We start from the raw sequence: 23,519 nt of genomic DNA, 5'->3' as shown, positions 1-23,519 counted from the left end.
TTACAACATTTCCACAAAATAACATAATTTACCACTATTAAATTAACCTTGTTAACTTCATTTTGTTTGGCATACTATTTGCAATATCCATTTCGGATGTATACATGCATTCATACGACATTAATTATAAACAACATTTTAATACAATATCATGCAAAAAGGAAACATCGGGGTTACAACCGAGAACATCTTCCCCGTCATCAAAAAGTTCTTATATTCAGACCATGAGATATTCTTGCGTGAGATGATTTCAAATGCCGTTGACGCGACTCAGAAAATCAAGACTCTCGCAGACAAGGGCGACTTCAAGGGCGAGCTCGGCGATCTCACCGTACGCGTAGCTGTTGACGAGACTGCCGGCACAATCACTATCAGCGACCACGGTATTGGAATGACAGAAGAGGAAATAGACAAATATATCAACCAGATTGCCTTTTCCGGTGTCAACGACTTCCTTGAGAAATATAAGGACAATGCCAACAATATCATCGGCCATTTCGGTTTGGGATTCTATTCTTCATTCATGGTGAGCAAGAAGGTGGAAATAATCACCCGCAGCTATAAGGACGGTGCAAAGGCCGTGAAATGGAGTTGCGACGGAAGCCCTGCATACGAGATTGACGATGCGGAGCGAGAACTCCGCGGAAGCGACATCATCCTATATGTAGACGATGACTGCAAAGAATACCTTGACAAGCAGAAAATACAGCAACTGCTCAACAAATACTGCAAATTCATGCCCGTACCTGTCGCTTTCGGCAAAAAGACAGAATGGAAAGACGGCAAGCAGGTTGACACAGACGAGGATAACGTGATAAACAACGTTGAGCCACTGTGGACCAAGCAGCCAAGCACCCTGAAGGAGGAAGACTATAAAAACTTCTACCGCACGCTCTATCCCATGCAGGACGAGCCTATGTTCTGGATACACCTCAATGTAGACTATCCGTTCAATCTCACCGGCATACTTTATTTCCCACGCGTAAAATCAAACATAGACCTGCAACGCAACAAAATACAGCTATATTGCAACCAGGTGTTTGTAACAGACCAGGTGGAAGGCATTGTGCCGGAATTCCTTACATTGCTGCACGGTGTCATCGACTCACCGGACATTCCACTCAACGTGAGCCGCTCATATCTGCAGAGCGACCGCGACGTGAAGAAGATATCAACATACATCACAAAGAAAGTGAGCGACCGTCTTGCCGGCATATTCAAGGAAGACCGCAAGGGTTATGAGGAGAAATGGGACGACCTGAAACTGTTCATCAACTACGGAATGCTCAGCGAGGAGAGTTTCTACGACCGTGCCAAGGACTTTGCCCTTCTGAAGGACACAGAAGGCAAATACTTCACTTTCGAAGAGTACAAGACTCTCATCAAAGACAACCAGACCGACAAGGACGGACAGCTTATCTATCTCTATGCCACCGACAAGGACGAGCAGTACAGCTACATAGAGACAGCAAAAGCAAAAGGCTACAGCGTTTTGCTCCTCGACGGACAGCTCGACGCTCCCGTGGTATCAATGCTTGAACAGAAGTTTGAGAAGAGCCGCTTCACACGCGTAGACAGCGACATCATCGACCGCCTTATCGTAAAAGATGACATCAAGAACACCGAACTTGACAGTGAGGACAGTGACAAACTGTCATCCGCCTTCAAGAGCCAGATGCCGAAACTTGACAAGACTGAGTTCTATGTTGAGGTGCAGGGCCTTGGCGAACTGTCGCAACCTGTTGTCATCACACAGAGCGAATATATGCGCCGTATGAAGGAAATGAGCCGCTTCCAGCCGGGAATGAACTTCTATGCACAGATGCCTGACAGCTTCAGCCTCGTACTCAACAGCGACCATGCACTTATAAAGAAAGTTCTTGACAGCTGCAAGGAGGCCACAGCAGAGCAACTCAAGCCCATACTCAGTGAGATTAAGGGACAGGAAGCACGCCTTGCCGCATTGCACCAGCAGCAGAACGGCAAGAAGCCCGAGGAAATCACACAGGAAGAGAAGGACGACCTCAACAATACCGAAAAGGCTATTGAAACAGAACGCAATAAAAAGAATGACATTCTGGCAAACTTCGCAAAGGACAACAGCGTCATCCACCAGCTCATAGACCTCGCTCTCCTGCAGAACGGCATGCTGAAAGGCGCTGCCCTCGACAAGTTCCTCAAACGCTCGGTAGACCTGATAAGATAAAACTGCATGCAGAAGTGAAGTTTAAGCATTTTATGCAGAAACGAAGCGTCTGACAGAAAGGCTTAAAACAGAAAAATGACATCCTTAACGATAAGGCATTATCCGGATTCATATAGATAATTCCGGCCGTAATGCATAACCCAAACATCCTCCGCTATACCCGTATGGTATCTGCGGAGGATGTTGAGGTTTTACTATTTGTTGCCTATGCTCGTAGCCGGAGAGTTATGGCGGCCTCGCTATTTTACGTGGACTGTGAATGGCTTAACGGTTACAGGCCGTGTAAAATCTGTATGAAAACCATGAAAGAGAAAAATATCATCAAATTTAAACGTTATGAATCGCCGTGCGGCGTGCAGATGCTTGGTTCGTTCGGCGACAGACTTTGTTTGTGCGACTGGCGGGTGGAGAAACACCGCGACCATGTGGACAGGCGGCTGAAAAGAATGCTGAATGCCGAATTCCAGGAGGAGACTTCGGAAGTAATCGAAAAAGCCGTGCGGCAGCTCGACGGGTTCTTTGCCGGACAACGCAGGACATTCGATGTGCCGCTGCTGTTCGTAGGTACTGATTTTCAGAAGACGGTGTGGAACGAATTGCTGAAAATTCCGTTCGGGAAAACAATCTCCTACGGCGAGATGGCACGACGCATCGGTAAGCCCAAGGCCGTCCGTGCAGTAGCCAATGCCAATGGCGCCAATTCTATTTCAATCTTCGCACCGTGCCACCGCGTCATCGGCAGCGACCATTCGTTGACAGGTTACGGAGGCGGACTGGATGCCAAACAGGCATTGTTAAAGCTGGAAGGCGTTTTGTAATACGTTGGAGAATCCGGTAGCGTTTCCTATTCCATGCCACCGCGTAATCCGCGCGACGGGAGAAATTGACAACTATTATTGGAGAGAAATCCGCAAAGCGGCTATCATCGGCTGGGAGGCGGCAAAACGGCAAGATAGCGGTTCCACATCACCGCGATTCCAATAAGATAAAGAGCCATACCTGATACGGCTAATCATGGTAATTAACGTAAGTTCGACGAATTATAAATATCTACGTGAGTTCGGGATAAGAAAGTCGCTATAAAAATTGGTAATCTCGCAGATATGTTGTAAATTTAAGTGTGACATTCAATAACTTACAAACAATATAAGCGATGATTACCGAAGACAAAGTTATAGAGATTTTCTGTATTATGGATGAGTTTTGCAATAAATTTGCATCTGAATGTGAAAAGAACCTCCTTTTGGAGGACAGGGAGCACCCTCACCGCAACCGTAAAGGACGGTTGAGCCATAGTGAGATAATGACCATCCTTGTCTGCTATCACTTCGGCTCGTTCGCCAACTTCAAGCACTACTATCTCTTTTATGTAAGGCAGCACCTTTCCGGCTATTTCCCCGATGCCGTCTCGTATAACCGTTTTGTGGAACTCATGCCCCGCGTGTTCTTCCACTTGATGCTCTTCATGAAGCTACATGCCTTTGGCAAATGCAGCGGCATCAGTTTCGTGGATTCCACGATGATACCCGTGTGCCACAACCTGCGCCGCTATGCCAACAAGGTGTTCAAGGGCGTGGCTACGGACGGAAAGGGGACGATGGGATGGTGCCACGGATTCAAGCTGCATCTGCTGTGCAATGACAGTGGGGAAATCATAACTTTCTGTCTGACAGGTGCCAATGTCGATGACAGAGACAAAAGGGTATGGACGGTATTCGCCAAGGAACTCTATGGGAAAGTCTTTGCCGACAGGGGATACATCAAACAGGCACTTTTTGAGGACCTCTTTGACAGGGGGATACATCTTGTACACGGATTGAGGGCCAACATGAAGAACAGGCTCATGTCCATCTGGGACAAAATCATGCTACGCAAGAGGTGCATCATAGAGTGCATCAATGACCTGCTCAAGAACAAGGTTGAAATTGTACATTCGAGACATCGCTCGATACACAATTTCATCATGAACATATGTGCCGCACTCACGGCGTATTCTTTGTTCGACAATAAACCGGAGGCACTGCACGTACATGTAGAAAAGTCGGCACAACTGGCTCTTTTTTTGAAGAAACTTATCCCGAACTCACATAAATATCTGTAAATTTGGTAATTAAAGAAAATTGTTGTAACTTTATAGTATTGGATTACAAAGTATTACAATACAATAATCGTTATGCTCACCGAGGACAAAGTTACAGAATTATTTTGCAGACCGATAACTTTTGTAAGTTTTTTATGCCATGATGGAAAATATACGTTGAAATTATACAGGAAACGTCACTATCACCGCGAATCAACTTTGTCAAAGTCAGAAATCATGGTGATAATGATAATGTTCATGATTCCGGCTACCGTTGCCTAAAACATTTCTATCTGGGAAAAGCATGCAAACATCTGCGTTATCTTTTCCCAAAGGTAGTCTCTTTCAATCGTTTTGTGAAACTTGAGAAAGAAGTAGCCGTCACTTTGGAGCTGTTCATCAAGAAGGTTCTATTGGGGAAAATGTACAGATATAAGTTTCGTGGACAGCACACCTCTGAGAGTATGCAGGAACCAAAGGATACACATCCATAAAATATTCAAAGGAATCGCCCAAAGAGGAAAATGTTTTATGGGCTGGTTCTTTGGTTTAAAGCTGAATCTGGTTTGTAACGAGAAAGGGGATTTACTCAATTTCATGATAACTCCAGCATGATTTGCTTTTTAAATTCATTAAACTTACTTTAAATATGATTAAATTATAAACGTTTTAAGGTTCATTTGCAAAACTGTTTAATTATTTCAGGTGTTTTTTGTATCTTTGTTGCGTATTGAATACAACCACATCGCAGAAATGCATTGTACGTTCTATCCATTACGCAGGAACACGTATTCATTCCTGCAACCCTTTGCAAGGGAAATACAGACAGAATACATAGGTAAAACAAAATTATCAGGAATTAAGAAACAGACATAAAAGACGCAAAGAAACGCATCGGGATTATTTGCCTAAGCATTCCCCCGAAAGAATACAATGAGGTATATACCTCTATATATTAACTCGGCGTTTCCAGACTGACTACTTAATAAGAACATATTATAAATTATTGAGCTTTTAGCTCTTGTTCTCACTTCATTGAATACCGCCAAACATTCAAACGTACGAGAACAAGCAGACTGGAGGTTCACGCTTATAAGGCGTGAACCATTCTGTGCTTGTTGTACGTGCAGGTCACTTGGCGGTAACCTAATGAAGTAACAAGCTGAAGAATGGTAACACGCCTTTTTTAATTGGAAATAAATCAAATGAAAACAAAATTGTTTAATCGACTGACGATGAAGGTGTCTTTATTCGTGGTCTTGTCAAGTAGCGTTGCAACAAGTTGTTCCGCCTATACGAATAATGCTAGTAAACGTGATAACACAACAACAGCAAAGGACTCTGTAATGCGCAAGGCATTGGGTGATAGCATATATACTGTTCTTACTGAAGCAAAGACGGTATCAGCTTCTTTGAAATTGAAAACCAAAGACAATAAGAATGATTCTATTGTCAATGTCAAGGTGTCTAAAAACGACAAGTACGTATTGGACTTCATTCTTTCTGCTCCATCCAACTATGTGAGCAACGACACGGTATATGGCAAATATGTTCCAAATTTCAGCCTCTCATTTAATGCTGCTAAGGGTCAGTCATGTGTTGCAAATTTCGACTTCGGACTAGGAAAGTGGAATATATGTGATGCAAAGGGGAAGGAGATTGTAAGATACGACTTGCCCACTACAGATGTATTGAGGCTGGCTAATCGGTTGTTCCCTGAATGCAAATATTTTAGTGAACTCTTAAACATGACAAGAAAATGAAGAAGCTGTTCCTCTCCATAATGATGGGTGTATTAACTATAGTAACAAACGCCCAAACAATCCATTGGCTTACCTTCATTGACACAGAGGATGCCGATGTCGGCAAACTTGATGTAACAGGCAGAAATGTTCTATACAGTCGTTTCATCAATGTAATTAACGCTGCATTGCACGATGTGGGATACATGTCTGACATTCATGACATATATGATTCTGCCCTCTCGCCAGAAAAGTGCAAGGCGGAGGTGCAGAATTTGAGATGTGATGAAAATGACATCATCGTGTTCTATTACATTGGTCACGGCACACATGCAGCATCCGAAAACAATTCTTACCCCCAAATGCTTTTGGGATGCGATTTCTCTGAAGAACATAAATTCATACCATTGAAGTGGGTACATGACGAACTGAAGACAAAGGGTGCAAGACTTACCGCCACCATTGGCATGTGCTGTAATAACGTTCAGACAGCAAGTGCAAAAAGAGCACCTACGTTCTCTGTGAATTATGGAAATGTAGAATTGACAGAAACCGAAAGGACTGCCATTCAGAAGATGTTTCTTGGTTATCGTGGTGATTTTATCCTTTCATCCGCTTCCGTTGGTCAGTCTTCTGTTGGAGGAGAAACTCCATTAGGCGCAATGGACTTATTTACGGCTGTTCTTGTAACTCTGTTCGAGGATATGTCGTATGATGGAGACCTTGACTGGAACAGTCTTTTTACAGAAGTGAAGAATGCTGTTCACGAGTGTAGCAATGGCAAACAGACTCCGTTCTGGGACAATAATCTACAGTCGGCAAATACGCCAAAGCCTGGAGCTATCCAAAAGCCTGTAGCAAAGACACCGACTGGCAACAATACCAATCCAAGTCCAAATTCCAGTTCTCTGTTAAACCTTAATGACGAGATGATTGTGACCAACTATCTCACATCCTACTTTGACTGTATTATCGACAAGCGTAATAGCATTTCAAAAAGAGAAAGTGCAGCTTGTGAATTGAGACGGATATTCACAGCAGATGCAGTTGTGAAATTTTTGCCACAAGACGGTAATACAGTGATTGACAAGGAAAACATAAATGATTTCCTTGAAAGAATTTCGGGAAGCAGATTGTTGGAAAAGGTTGTTCCTGTATCATACAGAGTGAATGGAAACAGAATATCACAAATCAGCATAAGGGAATGCTATAATAAATAAAAAAAATGAAAACATTATATAGAATTGCATTGGTTTTTGTCTTGTCGGCATTTGCTACAACTTCATTTGCACAACAAGACATAGAAGAGATGATTAAACTCCGTGCCGCCGAAAAAGTTAAACAAATGTGTGATAACATAGAATCTATGGCTAATCCGAAAAATAGCCCAAAGGAAAGGAATAAATACAAAGGCAAGGCTGTTCGCCTGTTCATAGCCAATTGTGAACAATACGAAGAAGATGGCAGACTAAAGAAAGGCGTAGAAATGGAGATTACCTCTACGTATAGACCCAAGCCAAGACGTCGTCTGATGAAGGACTATTTCACAGGACTAATGAATATGAGATACTCAACGGTTAAGATAGAGTCCTCTGACATTCATGACATACAGATGAGCAAGTTGAGACAGATTGATGATAATACTTTCGTATGTACGGCGGTATTTATTCAGGTTTTTGTCGGCTACATAGACGGCAAACCTGTTTATTCTGATAGAACAAAAAAAAGCGTAAAATGCTATGTATTAAGAGAAGAAACGATGGATGGCAATGAGTACGTTGTCAAACTTGGGGATACGAAGGCATTAGACACAGAAAGACTTTAGGTATGAGATTAAAACAATTACTGACAGCGATGTTCCTGACTTGTTTAGGATTATTGCAAACGAATGCCCAAATTGCCCCTTTTCTCAATGAGGAGCAATTTCGGGCAAGTGTCAATCTTGTAGATGATTTCATTGCACGTTTCAATGGAGAAAAAGAAAAGCCAGGCACAGATAAGCAAGATAAAGATTATGAAACCAATAGGATTTTATACCTTTTCAATGGAAAAATGTTCAAATCATTTGAAGATTCTTTGTTTTTGGAAGCAAAAAACTTTGCTGCTTCTGTAGCTAAGGATGGTATAAAATTATCATACAGAGATACCACATGGGTAGCTAAGGCAGAATGTTGTGGGAAACTTAAAGGCAAAGAAATAGGTTTCACCCTCTATCTCACAGTTGAAAAGAGAAAGGGGGAAATGTATAAATGGGTTATTACGAAAGCATCTGGAGACGCTTTCAAGCTCAAACCAGCCCGAAAGGCAACCAAGGCGATGCTTATGCCTGATGACCATGAAACCAACTTTATGTCTTTGAACAGAATAACGACAGAAAGGGATGATTACATAACCTATTATGCGAATAAGAAATTCGTTGTTGACGAAACCTCAGTTTTCTTTTCGTTGGTTTACAGCGGTCTACTGAATATTGAGTATGTGGCAGATTTGCAATTTGTTTTCCTGCAAGTTCCTATGTATAAGTTTACCATCAAACATTTTGAACGAGAAACAAACAATGCTGGGTGGCTTATTGATTCATTCAAGAAGATTAGCAATAAGGAAAAGGAAGAGTATTTAAATTATATTTACAGGTAGAAGATATGAAAAGATTAAAAACAATATTTTGTACAATTCTATTGGCAACAATAGGCACTCAGTTATCAGCACAGGAATATGCCATGACCCAAGTGTCTCAATTTGCTAATTATCTTTCTAAATGGTCATCAACACAGCGTGCTGAATACCGATTCCAAGCAGAGGAGTTGTGTAATGGCACAAAGAAAGCTATTGTTAGTGATGAATTTTCACATATCATAAACAAAAAAGACAACCCCAATGCGCCGTACCAAAAGAGTTATGAACTTGAAACATATTTGAATAATATTGGCAAACTGGTAAACAAGGGGGCAATAAAGATAATATATTCAGATATTAGAAAGGTTTCGAAGAAAGACCTTGCTTTTAATAGCAATATAAGCGAGAAAGACTTGCGGGTCACGGAAATTTACTCATGTAAGTTACAGGTAACGGGGGCTATTCAGCATGAAGCCGATGAATTATTCTATGTATATAAGGACAAAATAGCGAAGATTGATGTTTATAGAAAAAAAGATGGAAAGGTAGTTATTGACTTCGACGATTTCCTCAATGATTGTGAAGGAATAGGCTTTTCATATAACTATGGAAAGCATTTTCCAGTCGGAGGTTCGTTCAACTACTCGTTTGCAGACATTCCCTTTATGCTGAGCGTTGACTTTGGCGTAAATCTTGATAGAGACAAATACATCATTGACAAGGTGGAAATGAAGGACATCGTAAACTATGACAGGAACAAGAAGATTTTCGATCCCAGATTCTTCATTACAGTAACGCCACAATTCTATATGAAGTATTTCGCTTTAGGTTGCGGTGTGGGAGTATTGTGTATGGATGGAAAGGAGTATTCTGCATATTATTCATCTACCACAAGTACTGGTTCCTCTTCGGTTATTGTTAGTGGCGGAACTATTACAGAAGACAATTCTAATATATTGGTAAAACCAATGATACGTCCTGTTGCAAAAGCATTCATACCTTTGATTTCTGACGAATTATTTTTTTCTGTTAGTATTGGCTATGATTTGGTTTTTGGATATAAGGAGAAAAATGGCATTAATTTTGGACTTGGAGTTCATTGGGAATATTATTAAAAACATGATGAGTATGAAAACAATATGCACAATAGCAGAAAAGCATCTCGTATGCATTATAATGTTGCTTACGACATTTATCATTTCGTCTTGCAAAGATGACAATGTAGGTGAGTTTGTTCTTACAGGGAATATCGAACATCTTATACCAGAAGGCACCTATGATTTAAAGAAGACAGAGACAAGCAGTGGACAATACATTGTATTCATGCCTGACCTTGATTACAACTTTGAATATTGGGGACTGACCTTAAAGCAGGTGGATTATTACATTGATGATGAATTGTACAGTTCAGAAACCCGATCTCCGTGGGAAATAATAATCAACAAGGATGATATGGAAAAAGGCAACCACAAGTTGAGGGCAGAAATGAAAATCTCAGGCCAGGCTTGTGATGATGTTGTTCTTGTAAAGGAAAAGGCTTTCTACATTTCCAACAACAGCGGAATTACGGAACGTCATGGGGATATATATATCGACTACAATTATATAACCAAAGGTGAAGAACTCGTAATAACACCGGAACTACTCACTAACCGTTCTACTGAAGGATGTGAATTTGATCAAGTCAAATACTATTGGGACGGGAAATTAATAGCAACTTATACAACATCACCATATACACTCCGATATAAAGTGGATGACGAAATTGAAAGCACACACCAAATAAGCGTTCAAATAGCCTATCATGATGTTTTCTCAAAGAATTTGTCATATAATTGGTCTTTTTCCAATTATAAGATTCATTCTTCAAATGATTATTTCTACTCTTGTAGGCTCAAGTCTGGTCGTAACGATTATAAGAATGGTGAGACTATTTCATTGGTTGCCAAACTATATAAAGGTTCAGGCGTCAAGAAAGATTTTGATATTGAATTCTATCTGGATGATGAATTGATTGCCAAGTCTTCATCCTTCCCTTATACATTCAACTACCGGTTGACCAATTTGTCAAAAGGCTCTCATGTATTGAAATACAAGTTTATAACCAAAGAAAGCAATGTGACATCGATTCAGACTACAGAGAATATAATTATAATAACAGAATAGGTATGAAAAAATCCATTTATTTTCTGCTATTTATTGCCGCTCTAATATTATGCAACAGTCATGCAATGTGTAATAATACAATAGACAAAGAAAAATCATCGGTAATATCAGGGGAATACATTGATATTATCAATAAGGCTGACTCTATTGTATGGTACTTGCTTGACCCGATGCCAGAAGACACCACAATATTGAATAATGACAAGAATTGGGAAATACTTATATGCAGTACCGACACTCTCGAAGAAAGATGTAATGCATTGAAATCGACATTGACTTATCCACAGTCTTTTGTGAAAAATAACATGGTGAAGGAATCGGCATTTCTTCCTGATATAGCTGTGTGTTTTTATTCCAAGTCAGATGTCGTTACATTCTCCTATTCATTCTATTGTGATGTATGTCGTTTCAAACGTGACGGAAAATACCAAGATGCAGATGGAGAATTGATAAGAAAGGCTGTCATACAGATGGCGTGTGAGAATTTTCCTAAGGACAGATATTTACGAAACTTAAAGAGAAAAGAAAAATGAGATATAAGATATTGACAATTTCTTTTTGCCTCTTTTGGGCAAATGTCACCAATGCTCAAACCATGCATTCCATCCTATTCACGAACATGGAAGAACAAGGACGGGAAAAAGATCGCACGGCAGAGTTGAAGCAGATGACAGAATTCTGCTCATCTATTGCTGACGCATTGGACTTCAGTCATGACTTGCGTTGTCATAGTGGCTCGGAGTTCACATCCACGATGCTTGAAAAAGAAATATCATCATTAAATGTGCAAGAAGGAGATATTGTCCTTTTTTATTATGCTGGGCATGGATGCAATTGGGACGATGATGACTGGCCACACATGACATTGCTCGATAGACAGTATTGGGAAACCACAGTTTTTTCTAAACTTAAAAATGTGAGTGGGAAGGCAAAACTGTTGCTTTGCATCTCCAGTTGCTGCAATATGGATTCGGAGGGACGTAGGCGTGAAAGACAGCAATATTCCACTTTAGACAAAGAGAAAACAAAAAAACTGTTTTTGGGATTTGAAGGCAAAAAGGCTATCGTTGCTTCTTCAAGCATACGAGGACAATACACGTATAGCTGGTCTTCAGGTCCAATGTTAGGCTCTATATATACAATAAGTCTTCGTAAGACAATAAACGAGGCTCTTAATGGCACTACAAATACGGAATTAACATGGGATGCCATTTTTGAGTCTACGAAGAACCAGACTTTAGTATATACAAACGGCAAACAACTTCCTCAATATAAAATTGAAATCAACAAGCCGAGGAATATCACTATAACTCAGGTTTCTACCTCAAAAGCACAAACAGCAAACGCTTCAATAGAGGAAATCTGGATTGAGCACAACAAGATGCATAATGATGTCAAGTGCATGGAAATCCATGCAAAACTCATCACCCATTATATGGATGATAAAGGTGGAAGGTTGGTTGCTTTATTTGAATCTCCTAAAGGAACTGCATTGAAAGATATGAACAACAATTATCGTACCGTGGATGGACAAGTCTCTGTTGGAACGGATTTCGGGTCACATTATGAACATGCCAAGTATTCCAACATAATAATGATTATTCCAAATTCAGAAATTCATGCCGTAAAAGGACAGAAAGATTATTTCATCAGGTTGGGTATATATGACTATCATCAGAAGAAGTACATTCAATTCAGTGACTATATAAGATTCAGCTTATAGCTCAAATTACAGGGTAGTCTTTGCATGCTAATTCAAATTCTTCATATCTCTCATAACTACTCAGCATCCCTATGGATATAGGGAACGAGGGGATGTCAAAATGCAATCATACAAGTATGTCTGCCCTATGAGCCATTACCGTGGCAACCATCTTCACAAGTTGTAGCACTTTGTACTTGAGCATGTTTTACACAATCAAGCATAACGTTTTCTGCTTCCTGCACTGGTTGAACTGGCGATGGGTATGAGATTCGAAATGTCATCAGGATACTCCCTGTAAGGTATATATGACAATGTTCTGGTAAGAAATGGGATGGCATTATTAAAGTAAAGACCCGCCAACTGTCTCCAGAAAAGCACAACTTCGTAAACCTTCCGACTATAGTCAGACGATTTTCCGACTTAAGTCAGCAGTTCTTCCGACTTAAGTCAGCAAATCTTCCGACTTAAGTCAGCAAATCTTCCGACTTAAGTCGGAAGGTAAGGAAAACGGAAATCTACGGTTTGAAAACGGCCTGATCCCGGGTTTACAACAGCATGTCCGCAGTTTGCCGGCAAGATATCATACGGCTTGGAAAGTAAAAGATGAACAGAAACCTACTGCCATTAATCCGTAAAATCTTTAGCATCTTGCTTCCGCTGCTGTCTTGCCATAGTCCGCTATGCCTTCGACATCAGCGTTGCAATGTGCAAAAGCAGATGTTGCGCCGGCATGGAATCTAATGACAGACTTTTGTTAAAAACATAGGTCCGACTTTTTCTTTGTCCAGACAGGCAAAGCAATAACGAGCTTTACCAAGGCAAGAAAAAGTCGGGCCTACTCTATAATTAAACTATGTCGCAGACAGATTTATTCTGTCATAAAGCCATTTAGATTTAGAACGGCAGGTCGTCCGCACTCTGGTCTGCCGGAGCAGCCTGTGCCGGAGGAAACGGAGCCGTAGCCGCATTCATCTGTCCGGGAGCACCCATGGGAGCACCACCCATAGGAGGCATTCCGGGTTGCATCTGAGCCACATTACGGTTCACGGCCCATGCAGTGATGTTATTAAACCACCGCCCGTTATACTCATGGGCATCTATATCAAAAGAAACGGTAAGCTCTTCACCGCTCTGAATATTGAACTGATTGATTTTATCCTCACCGAACACCCTGAAACAGCATTTGCGCGGATACTGGTCGTGTGTCTCAATTACAAACTCCTGAGATTTCCACGGATTTCCCGTACGTGCTGACACACCGCTGTTTGCCGGAAGTACGGCGATTATTTTTCCTGTTATTTCCATTTTATATGATATTGTTTTTGTTGTTTTTAGAATAACTGTTTGCGAAATTACAAAAATAGTTTTAAAACCTGCAACATTTCCAAGTTTTTTTTTGCTGTTAAGACAACAAATATGTATTTTTGTAGTCAATTATATATGAAACTTTAAAACAAACAATAATGAAATTTACGTTATCAAGCACAGCACTAAGCGGAAAACTAAATGCGCTATCAAGAGTTATCAACAGTAAGAACTCGCTTCCCATACTGGCAGACTTTGTATTTGAGATAACAGGAAACAAACTGAGCCTTACGGCATCCGACAACGAAAATACCATGACTACGGCAATAGAGCTCAACGAGGCCGACAGCGACGGAAGCTTTGCCGTAAACAGCCACGACCTGCTTGAGGCTGTGAAAGGATTTTCAGAACAACCCATCACTTTTGAAATAAACAACAACGAGCGTCTTGCGAAGATTGTATACCAGAACGGACATTTCTCTCTGCCCATTGAAAGCACCGATGAATTTCCCAAAATGCAGGATGTGACGGAAGACGCCACACAGATAACCCTGCCCGACAGCATATTGGCAGAAAACATCAACCGTTCAATATTCGCTACGGCCCAGGATGAGTTGCGACCGGTAATGAACGGCATCTATTTCGACCTCACCCCCGACTGTCTGGCAATTGTGGCAAGCGACGGCCACAAACTTGTGCGCAACAAGATATTCACAGTAAAAAGTGAGCAGCCTGCATCATTCATAATGCCTAAAAAACCGGCAAACCTGCTTAAGAGCATTCTCGGAAAGGAAGGAATGGAAGCCAGCATCATATTCAACAGCAGAAATGCAAAAATCGAATATGGCGACACACAGATAATATGCCGTCTGATAGAAGGCCGCTACCCGAATTACAGCTCTGTAATTCCCCAAAGCAACCCCAACCAGCTGACAGTAGACAGAAGTACGCTGCTGAGCGCACTCAAGCGTGTACAACCGTTTGCAAACGGTTCAAGCAACCTTGTGAGATTCCACATCGAAGGCAGTACCCTTCAGCTCGATGCCGAAGACTATGATTTCTCAAAAACCGCCACGGAAAGCATAATGTGCGATTATAACGGAATGCCTATGAACATCGGTTTCAAAGGCTCGTCATTTATAGAGATTCTCAGCAACTTCGAATGCCAGGACATCAACATCCAGCTTGCGGATCCAAGCCGTGCAGGCCTCGTGCTTCCGACAGAACAGCCGGAAGACCAGGATGTGCTGATGCTTATGATGCCTATGCTCATTAACGACTGATTATTTATAAATGAACATAATAATTAACAGATAATGAAGCTGAATTTGCAAAAGCCCATCGTCATTTTCGACCTTGAGACAACAGGGCTCGACTTGGTGAACGACAGGATTATACAAATATCATACATAAAGGTGCACCCAGACGGAAAGGAAGAACGCCACAATCATATCATAAATCCGGGAAAGCCTATCCCGCAGATGGTAACAGACCTTACAGGACTGTCAGACAGCGATGTAGCGGACAAGCCTAAATTCAAGGATATAGCAACAAACCTCGCCAACGACTTTACCGGATGCGATTTCGCCGGATTCAATTCAAACCATTTCGACATTCCGATGCTTGCTGAAGAGTTCTTGCGCGCAGGGGTAAACTTCGACTTTTCAAAATGTCGCCTGATAGACGCACAGACTATATTCCATAAAATGGAGCGCAGAAACCTTGCCGCGGCATATAAGTTCTACTGCGGACGTTCCATGGAGGATGATTTCGAGGCACACCGCGCAGATCAGGACACTGAGGCTACTTACAGGGTACTGATGGGACAACTCGACAAATATAATCCGGAAACCGAAGAGGATCCGGAACGCAGGCTTTACAACGATATGGATTTCCTTGCAGAGTTTTCCAGGCAGAACCAGAATGTCGACTTTGCCGGACGGATTGTATGGGCAGACGCAAAGGATGCCAACGGCAAGCCCGTCATGGATGCCGACGGGAATCCTGTGAAGGTAGAGGTGTTCAACTTTGGAAAACACAAGGGAGAAACCGTTGCAAGCGTGCTGCGATACGATCCGGGATATTATAGCTGGATTCTCTCTGGAGACTTTACATACAACACCAAGCAGGTGCTGACACGTATAAGGCTCAAGGCAAGTAAGTTCATGTAACAAAGACATTATGCTAAAAGGCAAAAAGATAGTATATGGTATAACAGGCTCGATCGCTGCATATAAAGCCTGTTATACCATTCGTGGATTAATCAGGCAAGGTGCGGAAGTGCAGGTTGTAATAACACCTGCCGGAAAAGAGTTCATCACCCCGATAACACTGTCCGCACTCACACACAAACCGGTAGTAAGCGAATTTTTCTCACAACGCGACGGCACATGGAACAGTCATGTGGATCTGGGATTATGGGCTGATGCCATGCTTATCGCTCCATGCACAGCGGCAACCATCGGCAAGATGGCACACGGAATAGCCGACAATATGCTCATCACGACATACCTGTCGATGAAAGCACCTGTATTCATAGCTCCGGCCATGGATCTCGACATGTACGCACACCCTTCCACACAGAACAATCTCAATATACTGCGTTCATACGGCAACCGCATCATAGAGCCGGAAAGCGGATTCCTTGCCAGCGGTCTTGAAGGAAAAGGACGCATGGAGGAGCCCGACCGTATCGTGGAAACACTCAGCAGCTTCTTTGATACGAAAGAACAGGCACGGCAGTCATCCCTGAAGGGAAAGAGAATAATGATTACGGCTGGTCCGACCTACGAGAAGATAGATCCGGTAAGATTCATCGGCAACTATTCAAGCGGGAAAATGGGATTTGCCATCGCCGAAGAGTGTGCGGAAAGAGGAGCCGAAGTAATACTGATTGCCGGACCGGTAGCTTTAAAGACCTCAAATCGGAACATACACCGCACGGACGTTGAAAGTTGCGAACAGATGTACCGGGCTGCCATCGGGGCATTTAAAGATTGCGATGCCGCAATACTATGCGCGGCCGTGGCCGACTTCATGCCGGCAGAGGTGGCTGAAAGAAAAATAAAGAGAGAGAAAGAAGACCTTGTAATACGTCTGCAACCCACTCACGACATTGCCGCACAGCTCGGCAAGATGAAAAAGGCCAACCAGAAACTTGTCGGCTTCGCACTTGAGACAAATGACGAGGAAAACAATGCAAAGGGCAAGCTCGAACGCAAGAACCTCGACTTTATCGTGCTTAACTCACTGCGTAACGAAGGCACATGCTTCCGTTCTGACGAGAACATGATAACGATTCTGTCAAAGAACAGCAGGAAAAAGTTTCCTAAGAAAAGCAAGGCCGAGGTAGCGAAAGACATCGCCGATGAACTGGAACATGCCTTAGGATAATAAAAACAATCACATTTTTATATATGAAACAACGCATTATATACATCATCGTTATGGTGCTTGGGGCTGTTTTCGTCTCCGGTACGGCAACGGCACAGGAACTTCAGGCCAAGATAAACATCAACCACAGCAAAGTGGGAGTAACAGATGTGGCAGTATTTGAGAATCTGCAGCAGACGATAGAACAGTTTGTAAACGAAAGGCAGTGGACTGACCTGCAGTTTCAGAATAACGAAAGGATAACATGCAGTTTCAACATAACCGTGAACAAATACGACAAGACAACCAATTTGTTTGAATGTTCGGCAATGATACAGGCCAACCGTCCGGTATACAATTCACAATATAACACCATACTGTATAACAACCGCGATGCGGACTTCAACTTCGAGTTTGCACAGTTTGACCAGCTTAATTTCAATGAGGAGACCGTCGACAACCAGCTGACCGCGCTTTTTGCCTATTATGCCTATCTCATAATCGGCCTCGACCTCGACTCCTTTTCACCGCAAGGCGGTACAGACATACTGCAAAGATGCCTTAACCTGGTGAACAATGCCCAGAACCTGCAATTCACAGGATGGAAAGCCTTTGATAACAGCCGAAACCGGTTTGCCATCATCAACGATTATATGGACGAGAGCATGAAGCCTTTCCGAAAACTCCAATACGACTATTACCGCAACGGACTGGACGAAATGGCAGGCAATGCGGAACGCGGACGGACCAACATCACAACCGCAATTGAGGAAGACCTCAAAAAAGCACATGAGGACAAACCGCTGAGCATGCTTCCACAGATATGGACAGACTATAAAAAAGATGAGATCGCCAATATATATAAAGGTAAAGGCACTCAAAAGGAAAAAGAATCGGTATTTGAAATCATGATGGGAATAAACGCATCACAAAGCACCTCATGGAACAAAATAAAGGAATAGACAATGCTTAGACAACTATATATCAGAAACTATACCCTGATAGAGAAACTCGATGTAGGATTTGAAAACGGCTTTTCTGTCATAACAGGTGAGACAGGTGCGGGAAAAAGCATCATACTCGGTGCGATAGCACTGCTGCTTGGACAGCGCGCAGACTCCAAGGCCATAAAAAAAGGAGCGGACAAATGTGTGATAGAGGCTCATTTCGACCTGTCTAAATATGGTATGCAACCATTTTTTGAACAAAACGACATTGAATATGACGACACAGACTGCATCATAAGACGCGAACTGACAGCATCCGGCAAAAGCAGGGCGTTCATCAATGACACACCGGCATCGCTTTCGCTCCTTAAAGAACTCGGAGAACAGCTCGTAGACGTACATAGCCAGCATAAGAACCTGTTGCTTGGAAAACAAGACTTCCAGCTTGATGTCGTAGACATAATCGCCGCCGATACAAATGAAATCACCGCTTACCGGAAAGCTTTCACGGACTATAAGGATGCAAGCGCAAGACTTGAAAGGATGAAAGAGGAAATCGAGCAGAACAGAATAAATGCCGATTTCCTTCAATTCCAGTTTGACGAGCTTGACAATGCCCGCCTCACAGACGGAGAACAGGAAGAACTCGAACAGAAAACCACGGCGATGAGTCATACAGAGGATATAAAGACAGCTCTGTATGAGACCGACTCCTCGCTTTCACAGGACGGTTCAGGAGCTGTAGACAGCGTAAAGACAGCGGCAAACGCCATAAACGGCATTGCAGACATCATGCCGGAAGCAAAGGCTCTTTACGAAAGGCTTGACAGCTGCTACATAGAACTGAAGGATATCTCCGGAGAAGTAAGTTCGATGCTCGAAAATGTCGCATTCGATCCTTCCGAACTTGACTCGATGAACAACAGGCTTGACAAGCTGTACGACCTGGAAAAGAAATACCGATGTGAGAGCGTTGCGGCTCTCATACAGGAACGGGAAAGCATAAGAACAAGGTTGGATACAATCGAGAACAGCGGTTTCATGCTGAAAGAGACTGAAGACGAAGTGAATAGGCTCAGAGATATATGCTCGCAGAAGGCCGGCATTCTGACAGAAATGCGCAAGAAAGCCTCCGCAAAGATAGAGACACACCTTCTCGACAACCTCGCATCACTCGGAATGCCCAATGCAGTGTTCAGAATCATACTCGAGCCATGCCCGTTCAATGCAAACGGTGCAGACAAAGTCGCCTTTATGTTCTGTGCAAACAAAAACGGAACCATACAGCCGATATACCAAGTGGCATCGGGAGGTGAGATAGCGCGTGTGATGCTTTCGCTGAAAGCCATGATAAGCGGAGCGGTGAAGCTCCCGACTATAATTTTCGATGAGATAGACACGGGCGTAAGCGGAAAAATAGCAGAGAAGATGGCATATATAATGCAACAGATGGGCGAAAACAACAGGCAGGTTATCAATATAACCCATCTGCCGCAGATTGCCGCGCTCGGAAAGAACCATTATAAAGTACTTAAAGAAGATACTCCCGACGGGACGGTCAGCCACATGCTCAGACTCTCACAACAGGAGCGCATCAACGAGATTGCACAGATGCTGAGCGGAAGCGACGTGACGGAAGCGGCAATAAACAACGCCAGAGAGTTCTTGAAACTATAAGACATATCAAAACAGTATGAAACGATTTATATTATTATCACATGCCCTACTTGCATGTGTCATCATTATCGCACAGCCTTCATGGACAAAGAAGACGGCAAAATCATTATTCACCCTTAAGACATTCAATGCGGACGGAAGCCTCATCGGAAACTCATACGGCTTTTTCATCAGCACGGACGGAAAGGCAATAAGCTGCTTCACACCGTTTAAGGGAGCATCCAAAGCCGTCATCATAGACGCACAGGGCAAGGAAAGTCCAGTGGAATGCATCATAGGGGCCGACGATACATACGATGTTGCAAAATTCCAGGTAAGCATAAAACGCTCCATACCAGTTCCTGTTTCAACATCCGCAGCTGACAACGGTGCAAAGATATGGATTCAGCCATATTCCGTAAAAAAGTCGCTCCCTGCAACAGGCGGAAGCGTGAGCCGCAAGGAGACATTCATGACCGGACATACATATTACACCTTAAGCGTCGATGCGCCTGAAAACTCTGCCGGACTGCCTGCACTGAACGACAACGGTGAGGCTATAGGTGTCATACAGGCAGACAACAGCAAGTCCGGGACAGGATTTGCCGTTGACGCAGGATTTGCCGCCGGCATGGCTGTAAACGGACTGAGCATCAACGATGCCACACTGAAAAGCACATTGATAAAAACAGCCCTGCCCGACTCGCTTGACCAGGCCATACTCACAATGTATGTAGCCTCGTCAATGCCAGACACGGCAAAGTATAAGGAAATTATCAGCGACTTCATTGCCAAATTTCCACAGGCTCCGGACGGTTATATGTCAAGAGCACAGATGGAGGCCAACACCGACAACTTCGACGATGCTGCAAAGGATATGGAAAAAGCCCTCGAACTGGCAGAAAAGAAAGACAACGTCCACTACAACTATGCACAGATGATTTTCCGCAAAGAACTGACAAAGTCAGAGATTCCATACAGAAAATGGAGTCTCGACATGGCTGCCGAACAGGCGGAAAAGGCTTTCAGCATAAATCCGATACCTGTATACAGACAGCTTAAAGGCGAGATTCTGTTCACAAGGAAAAAATACGATGAGGCATACAACATCTATAAACAGCTTATAGACAGCGGAACAAAAACAGCGGAAATGTATTACGAGGCATCACAATGCAAACTGATGCTGAAAGACTCCACTGCAATGCTTGCCCTGCTCGACAGTGCGGTAAATACGTTCAGCAAACCGTACCTGAAAAACGCGGCACCGTATATCCTGGCACGGGCACAGGCAAACATCGAAGCCGGAAACTACAGGCCGGCCGTATACGACCTGAATGAATATGAGAAACTTATGAAAACAAAGGTCAACGACCGCTTCTACTACATACGCCATCAGGCCGAAATAGGCGGACGGATGTTCCAGCAGGCTCTATCCGACATAACAACGGCAATAGCCATGGCGCCCGACAACACCGTATACTATGCAGACAAGGCCTCGCTCGAAATAAGGGTCGGCATGTATGACGAAGCCGCTGCAACGGCTGCAAAGAGTATCGCCGCCAACGCTTCCGAAAGCGACGGATATCTTTTCCTCGGACTTGCCCAGTGTCTGAAAGGCAATAAGGAAGAAGGCATAAAGAACCTGATCAAGGCAAAGGAACTCGGCGACACACAGGCACAAGGACTCATAGAAAAGTATTCGAAGTAATATTAGTATATTGTCAAGGATGCACCGTAAAATATGACATCCTTGACAATATTTTTATCAGAAAGGCACCGGACCACCGGCAAACGGGTCATATCCCTCAGGCAGTCCGCCCATATCAGGACTTGACGAATCAGTACCGTTGATTCTCGAACCCATAATCTCTCCGCCACCGGTCTGTGCCACAGGTTTGAAACGTGAATCCTCAGGATTCTCGAATCTTGTAAACTCACTGCGGAACGTAAGCAGTACATCTCCCGTGGCACCTTTACGGTGCTTGGCTATTATTATCTGGGCCATGCCATGTAGATCACGCCCCTGCTCATCCTGAAATATACGGTAATATTCCGGGCGATGAACAAACAATACCATGTCCGCATCCTGCTCTATGGCTCCCGACTCACGCAGATCGCTCAGCTGCGGACGTTTTCCCTCTGCTCCCTCACGCGACTCGACACCACGGTTCAACTGACTGAGCGCAAGAATAGGAATGTCAAGCTCCTTTGCCAGTCCTTTCAAAGAACGTGATATTACGGAAACCTCCTCCTGTCGGCTGCTGAACCTCATTCCGTTGGCGTTCATCAGCTGCAGATAGTCAATCATTATAACTTTCACACCGTGTTCCCTCACAAGACGGCGTGCCTTTGTCCTCAGCTCAAACACCGAAAGTCCAGGAGTATCGTCCACATAAAGCGGCGCTCCGATGAGTGAGTTCATACGCTTGTCAAGCCTCTCCCACTCGTCCGGCTGCAGCTGTCCGTTAAGAATCTTGCTGCCGGGTATCTCGCAACAGTTGGAAATAAGACGGTTCACGAGCTGCACATTGCTCATTTCAAGTGAGAAGAACGCCATCGGCACCTGATAGTCGGCCGCAATATTCTTGGCCATAGACAAGGCAAACGACGTCTTTCCCATGGCAGGACGGCCGGCTATGATGACAAGGTCGCTGGCCTGAAGGCCGCTGGTGATGTCGTCAAACTTGTTATATCCCGTAGGCACCCCTGTAAGACCACCCTTGTTTGCCGCAGCTTTCTGGATTACATCCACGGCATTCTTTATGACGGGGTCTATCTGGGTATAGTCTTTCTTCATGTTGCGCTGCGAGAGTTCAAACAGAGACCCCTCGGCCTCCTGCATCAGCTCGTCGATGTCGGAAGTCTCATCGAGAGCCTTCGTCTCTATAACGCTGGCAAACGATATGAGTTGGCGTGCAAGAAACTTCTGGGCTATTATGCGCGCATGATATTCTATATTTGCAGACGAGGCCACCCTCGATGACAGCTCTGAAATATATACCGGACCTCCCACCGCATCGAGCTTTCCGTCCTTGGCAAGCTGGTCGGTTATTGTAAGCACATCTATCGGCTTCTCGTCAAGACTCAAGGTGCGCACGGCAGAATATATCATCTGATTTCTCGGCTCATAGAAACTTTCCGGATAAAGTATCTCGCACACTACAGCGTATGCGTCCTTATCTATCATAAGGGCACCGAGCACGGCCTTTTCCACATCTAAAGCCTGTGGCTGAATGTGTCCGTAAGTGCTGTCTACCGGTATTGTCTTGCCTGTCTTACTGGTCTTGTTGTTCTCTCTTGCCATTTTCTGATATTTATTTAACGGCGCAAAATTAATAAAATAAAAACGAAAAACTAAAAACACCGGATGTTTTTCTTGTTGTCATCCGGCAACACGGTGTTCTTTGCACAAGCCTTATTTCATAAACGGACTGAGCAAAGCCATCAGATCGGCTTTCGACATGGCTCCGCTCTGGCGATACAAGACTTCCCCTTTGCGGAAAAGCATCAGCGTGGGCACAGACTGTATCCGATAGGCAGCGGATATGTCGCCATGCTTGTCTACATCCACCTTAATGATTCTAATCCTGTCTCCAAGAGTCGCCTTCACCTGCTCCAGCACGGGATGCATCATCTTGCAAGGGCCGCACCATGTAGCGAAGAAATCCACCAATACAAGCTCGCCGCCTGATATCACGTCGTTAAAACTTTCCATTGTAATTAT

20 protein-coding genes and 2 pseudogenes are annotated in these 23,519 nt (G+C 43.5%); 19 read left to right on the top strand and 3 right to left on the bottom strand.

From position 1 onward, the window contains the following. Positions 1-151 precede the first annotated feature (151 nt). From htpG to HPS56_RS10825, 13 genes and pseudogenes are all read left to right on the top strand, one after another. Positions 152-2,206, top strand: coding sequence for a molecular chaperone HtpG (gene htpG, locus HPS56_RS10885; RefSeq protein WP_172276393.1), 2,055 nt, complete (start codon positions 152-154; stop codon positions 2,204-2,206). A gap of 302 nt (positions 2,207-2,508) precedes the next feature. Then, complete coding sequence (locus tag HPS56_RS10880) at positions 2,509-3,024, top strand: methylated-DNA--[protein]-cysteine S-methyltransferase (protein WP_172276462.1); 516 nt, start codon at positions 2,509-2,511, stop codon at positions 3,022-3,024. A gap of 7 nt (positions 3,025-3,031) precedes the next feature. After that, positions 3,032-3,190, top strand: a pseudogene (locus tag HPS56_RS10875) (MGMT family protein); the annotation flags it as partial. A gap of 169 nt (positions 3,191-3,359) precedes the next feature. Beyond that, positions 3,360-4,307, top strand: coding sequence for an IS982 family transposase (locus HPS56_RS10870; protein WP_172276391.1), 948 nt, complete (start codon positions 3,360-3,362; stop codon positions 4,305-4,307). A gap of 72 nt (positions 4,308-4,379) precedes the next feature. Continuing rightward, positions 4,380-4,895, top strand: a pseudogene (locus tag HPS56_RS10865) (transposase); the annotation flags it as partial. 596 nt (positions 4,896-5,491) lie between these two features. Further along, complete coding sequence (locus HPS56_RS10860; protein ID WP_172276389.1) at positions 5,492-6,049, top strand: hypothetical protein; 558 nt, start codon at positions 5,492-5,494, stop codon at positions 6,047-6,049. Then, positions 6,046-7,248, top strand: coding sequence for a caspase family protein (locus HPS56_RS10855; RefSeq protein ID WP_172276387.1), 1,203 nt, complete (start codon positions 6,046-6,048; stop codon positions 7,246-7,248). Before HPS56_RS10860 ends, HPS56_RS10855 begins: the two co-directional genes overlap by 4 nt. Before the next feature lie 5 nt (positions 7,249-7,253). Next, on the top strand, positions 7,254-7,853 hold the full coding sequence (locus HPS56_RS10850; protein ID WP_172276385.1) for a hypothetical protein: 600 nt from the start codon (positions 7,254-7,256) through the stop codon (positions 7,851-7,853). 2 nt (positions 7,854-7,855) lie between these two features. Next, entirely contained in the window at positions 7,856-8,665 is an 810-nt protein-coding gene (locus HPS56_RS10845; RefSeq protein WP_172276383.1) for a hypothetical protein, read from the top strand. 5 nt (positions 8,666-8,670) lie between these two features. Next, complete coding sequence (locus HPS56_RS10840) at positions 8,671-9,759, top strand: hypothetical protein (protein ID WP_172276381.1); 1,089 nt, start codon at positions 8,671-8,673, stop codon at positions 9,757-9,759. Between the two features lie 13 nt (positions 9,760-9,772). Further along, positions 9,773-10,810: an Ig-like domain-containing protein gene (locus tag HPS56_RS10835; protein ID WP_172276379.1), complete on the top strand. Its 1,038-nt coding sequence runs from the start codon at positions 9,773-9,775 to the stop codon at positions 10,808-10,810. Between the two features lie 2 nt (positions 10,811-10,812). Continuing rightward, on the top strand, positions 10,813-11,343 hold the full coding sequence (locus HPS56_RS10830) for a hypothetical protein (RefSeq protein WP_172276377.1): 531 nt from the start codon (positions 10,813-10,815) through the stop codon (positions 11,341-11,343). An 86-nt stretch (positions 11,344-11,429) separates the two neighbouring features. Beyond that, a complete protein-coding gene (locus tag HPS56_RS10825) occupies positions 11,430-12,533 on the top strand; it encodes a caspase family protein (protein ID WP_172276375.1) in 1,104 nt (367 codons plus the stop codon). An 876-nt stretch (positions 12,534-13,409) separates the two neighbouring features. Here the strand turns inward: HPS56_RS10825 and HPS56_RS10820 are convergent. After that, positions 13,410-13,820 (bottom strand): DUF3127 domain-containing protein, encoded by a 411-nt coding sequence (locus tag HPS56_RS10820; protein ID WP_172276373.1) that lies wholly within the window; start codon positions 13,818-13,820, stop codon positions 13,410-13,412. A 158-nt stretch (positions 13,821-13,978) separates the two neighbouring features. Here HPS56_RS10820 and dnaN point away from each other — a divergent pair, with 158 nt between their 5' ends. The 6 genes from dnaN to HPS56_RS10790 are packed head-to-tail and all read left to right on the top strand — an operon-like array spanning position 13,979 to position 21,503. Next, positions 13,979-15,103 (top strand): DNA polymerase III subunit beta, encoded by a 1,125-nt coding sequence (gene dnaN / locus HPS56_RS10815; RefSeq protein ID WP_172276371.1) that lies wholly within the window; start codon positions 13,979-13,981, stop codon positions 15,101-15,103. Between the two features lie 33 nt (positions 15,104-15,136). Beyond that, positions 15,137-15,991 (top strand): 3'-5' exonuclease, encoded by an 855-nt coding sequence (locus tag HPS56_RS10810; RefSeq protein ID WP_172276369.1) that lies wholly within the window; start codon positions 15,137-15,139, stop codon positions 15,989-15,991. 10 nt (positions 15,992-16,001) lie between these two features. Next, on the top strand, positions 16,002-17,213 hold the full coding sequence (gene coaBC, locus HPS56_RS10805; RefSeq protein ID WP_172276367.1) for a bifunctional phosphopantothenoylcysteine decarboxylase/phosphopantothenate--cysteine ligase CoaBC: 1,212 nt from the start codon (positions 16,002-16,004) through the stop codon (positions 17,211-17,213). A 53-nt stretch (positions 17,214-17,266) separates the two neighbouring features. Further along, the gene (porD, locus tag HPS56_RS10800; RefSeq protein WP_253952451.1) at positions 17,267-18,154 is read left to right on the top strand and encodes a type IX secretion system protein PorD; all 888 of its coding nucleotides are present in this window, start codon (positions 17,267-17,269) and stop codon (positions 18,152-18,154) included. Positions 18,155-18,157: 3 nt separating this feature from the next. Next, positions 18,158-19,816, top strand: coding sequence for a DNA repair protein RecN (gene recN / locus HPS56_RS10795; protein ID WP_172276363.1), 1,659 nt, complete (start codon positions 18,158-18,160; stop codon positions 19,814-19,816). A gap of 16 nt (positions 19,817-19,832) precedes the next feature. Continuing rightward, complete coding sequence (locus tag HPS56_RS10790; RefSeq protein WP_172276361.1) at positions 19,833-21,503, top strand: tetratricopeptide repeat protein; 1,671 nt, start codon at positions 19,833-19,835, stop codon at positions 21,501-21,503. A 57-nt stretch (positions 21,504-21,560) separates the two neighbouring features. On the opposite strand, the gene dnaB is transcribed toward HPS56_RS10790, so the two are convergent. Together dnaB and trxA are read right to left on the bottom strand one after the other, a co-directional pair. After that, the gene (gene dnaB, locus HPS56_RS10785) at positions 21,561-23,099 is read right to left on the bottom strand and encodes a replicative DNA helicase (RefSeq protein WP_172276359.1); all 1,539 of its coding nucleotides are present in this window, start codon (positions 23,097-23,099) and stop codon (positions 21,561-21,563) included. A 111-nt stretch (positions 23,100-23,210) separates the two neighbouring features. Next, a complete protein-coding gene (gene trxA, locus HPS56_RS10780) occupies positions 23,211-23,510 on the bottom strand; it encodes a thioredoxin (RefSeq protein ID WP_172276357.1) in 300 nt (99 codons plus the stop codon). Between the last annotated feature and the right edge of the window lie 9 nt (positions 23,511-23,519).

Origin of the sequence: Xylanibacter muris (assembly GCF_013166605.1) — a bacterium.
GTDB classification, from domain to species: Bacteria; Bacteroidota; Bacteroidia; order Bacteroidales; family Bacteroidaceae; genus Prevotella; species Prevotella muris.
Note: the sequence above shows the minus strand (reverse complement) of the source record. Positions and strands in the feature narration are given on the sequence as shown.

What these genes read in the sequence shown, in the direction of transcription:
- HPS56_RS10810 (WP_172276369.1), top strand. Translation starts at nt 15,137, where the DNA reads ATGAAGCTGAATTTGCAAAAGCCCATCGTCATTTTCGACCTTGAGACA.
- porD (WP_253952451.1), top strand. Translation starts at nt 17,267, where the DNA reads ATGGTGCTTGGGGCTGTTTTCGTCTCCGGTACGGCAACGGCACAGGAA.
- HPS56_RS10820 (WP_172276373.1), bottom strand. Translation starts at nt 13,820, where the DNA reads ATGGAAATAACAGGAAAAATAATCGCCGTACTTCCGGCAAACAGCGGT.
- HPS56_RS10830 (WP_172276377.1), top strand. Translation starts at nt 10,813, where the DNA reads ATGAAAAAATCCATTTATTTTCTGCTATTTATTGCCGCTCTAATATTA.
- HPS56_RS10855 (WP_172276387.1), top strand. Translation starts at nt 6,046, where the DNA reads ATGAAGAAGCTGTTCCTCTCCATAATGATGGGTGTATTAACTATAGTA.
- HPS56_RS10790 (WP_172276361.1), top strand. Translation starts at nt 19,833, where the DNA reads ATGAAACGATTTATATTATTATCACATGCCCTACTTGCATGTGTCATC.
- HPS56_RS10840 (WP_172276381.1), top strand. Translation starts at nt 8,671, where the DNA reads ATGAAAAGATTAAAAACAATATTTTGTACAATTCTATTGGCAACAATA.
- HPS56_RS10870 (WP_172276391.1), top strand. Translation starts at nt 3,360, where the DNA reads ATGATTACCGAAGACAAAGTTATAGAGATTTTCTGTATTATGGATGAG.
- recN (WP_172276363.1), top strand. Translation starts at nt 18,158, where the DNA reads ATGCTTAGACAACTATATATCAGAAACTATACCCTGATAGAGAAACTC.
- HPS56_RS10835 (WP_172276379.1), top strand. Translation starts at nt 9,773, where the DNA reads ATGAAAACAATATGCACAATAGCAGAAAAGCATCTCGTATGCATTATA.
- HPS56_RS10845 (WP_172276383.1), top strand. Translation starts at nt 7,856, where the DNA reads ATGAGATTAAAACAATTACTGACAGCGATGTTCCTGACTTGTTTAGGA.
- HPS56_RS10860 (WP_172276389.1), top strand. Translation starts at nt 5,492, where the DNA reads ATGAAAACAAAATTGTTTAATCGACTGACGATGAAGGTGTCTTTATTC.
- HPS56_RS10880 (WP_172276462.1), top strand. Translation starts at nt 2,509, where the DNA reads ATGAAAGAGAAAAATATCATCAAATTTAAACGTTATGAATCGCCGTGC.
- coaBC (WP_172276367.1), top strand. Translation starts at nt 16,002, where the DNA reads ATGCTAAAAGGCAAAAAGATAGTATATGGTATAACAGGCTCGATCGCT.
- dnaN (WP_172276371.1), top strand. Translation starts at nt 13,979, where the DNA reads ATGAAATTTACGTTATCAAGCACAGCACTAAGCGGAAAACTAAATGCG.
- htpG (WP_172276393.1), top strand. Translation starts at nt 152, where the DNA reads ATGCAAAAAGGAAACATCGGGGTTACAACCGAGAACATCTTCCCCGTC.
- HPS56_RS10850 (WP_172276385.1), top strand. Translation starts at nt 7,254, where the DNA reads ATGAAAACATTATATAGAATTGCATTGGTTTTTGTCTTGTCGGCATTT.
- dnaB (WP_172276359.1), bottom strand. Translation starts at nt 23,099, where the DNA reads ATGGCAAGAGAGAACAACAAGACCAGTAAGACAGGCAAGACAATACCG.
- trxA (WP_172276357.1), bottom strand. Translation starts at nt 23,510, where the DNA reads ATGGAAAGTTTTAACGACGTGATATCAGGCGGCGAGCTTGTATTGGTG.
- HPS56_RS10825 (WP_172276375.1), top strand. Translation starts at nt 11,430, where the DNA reads ATGGAAGAACAAGGACGGGAAAAAGATCGCACGGCAGAGTTGAAGCAG.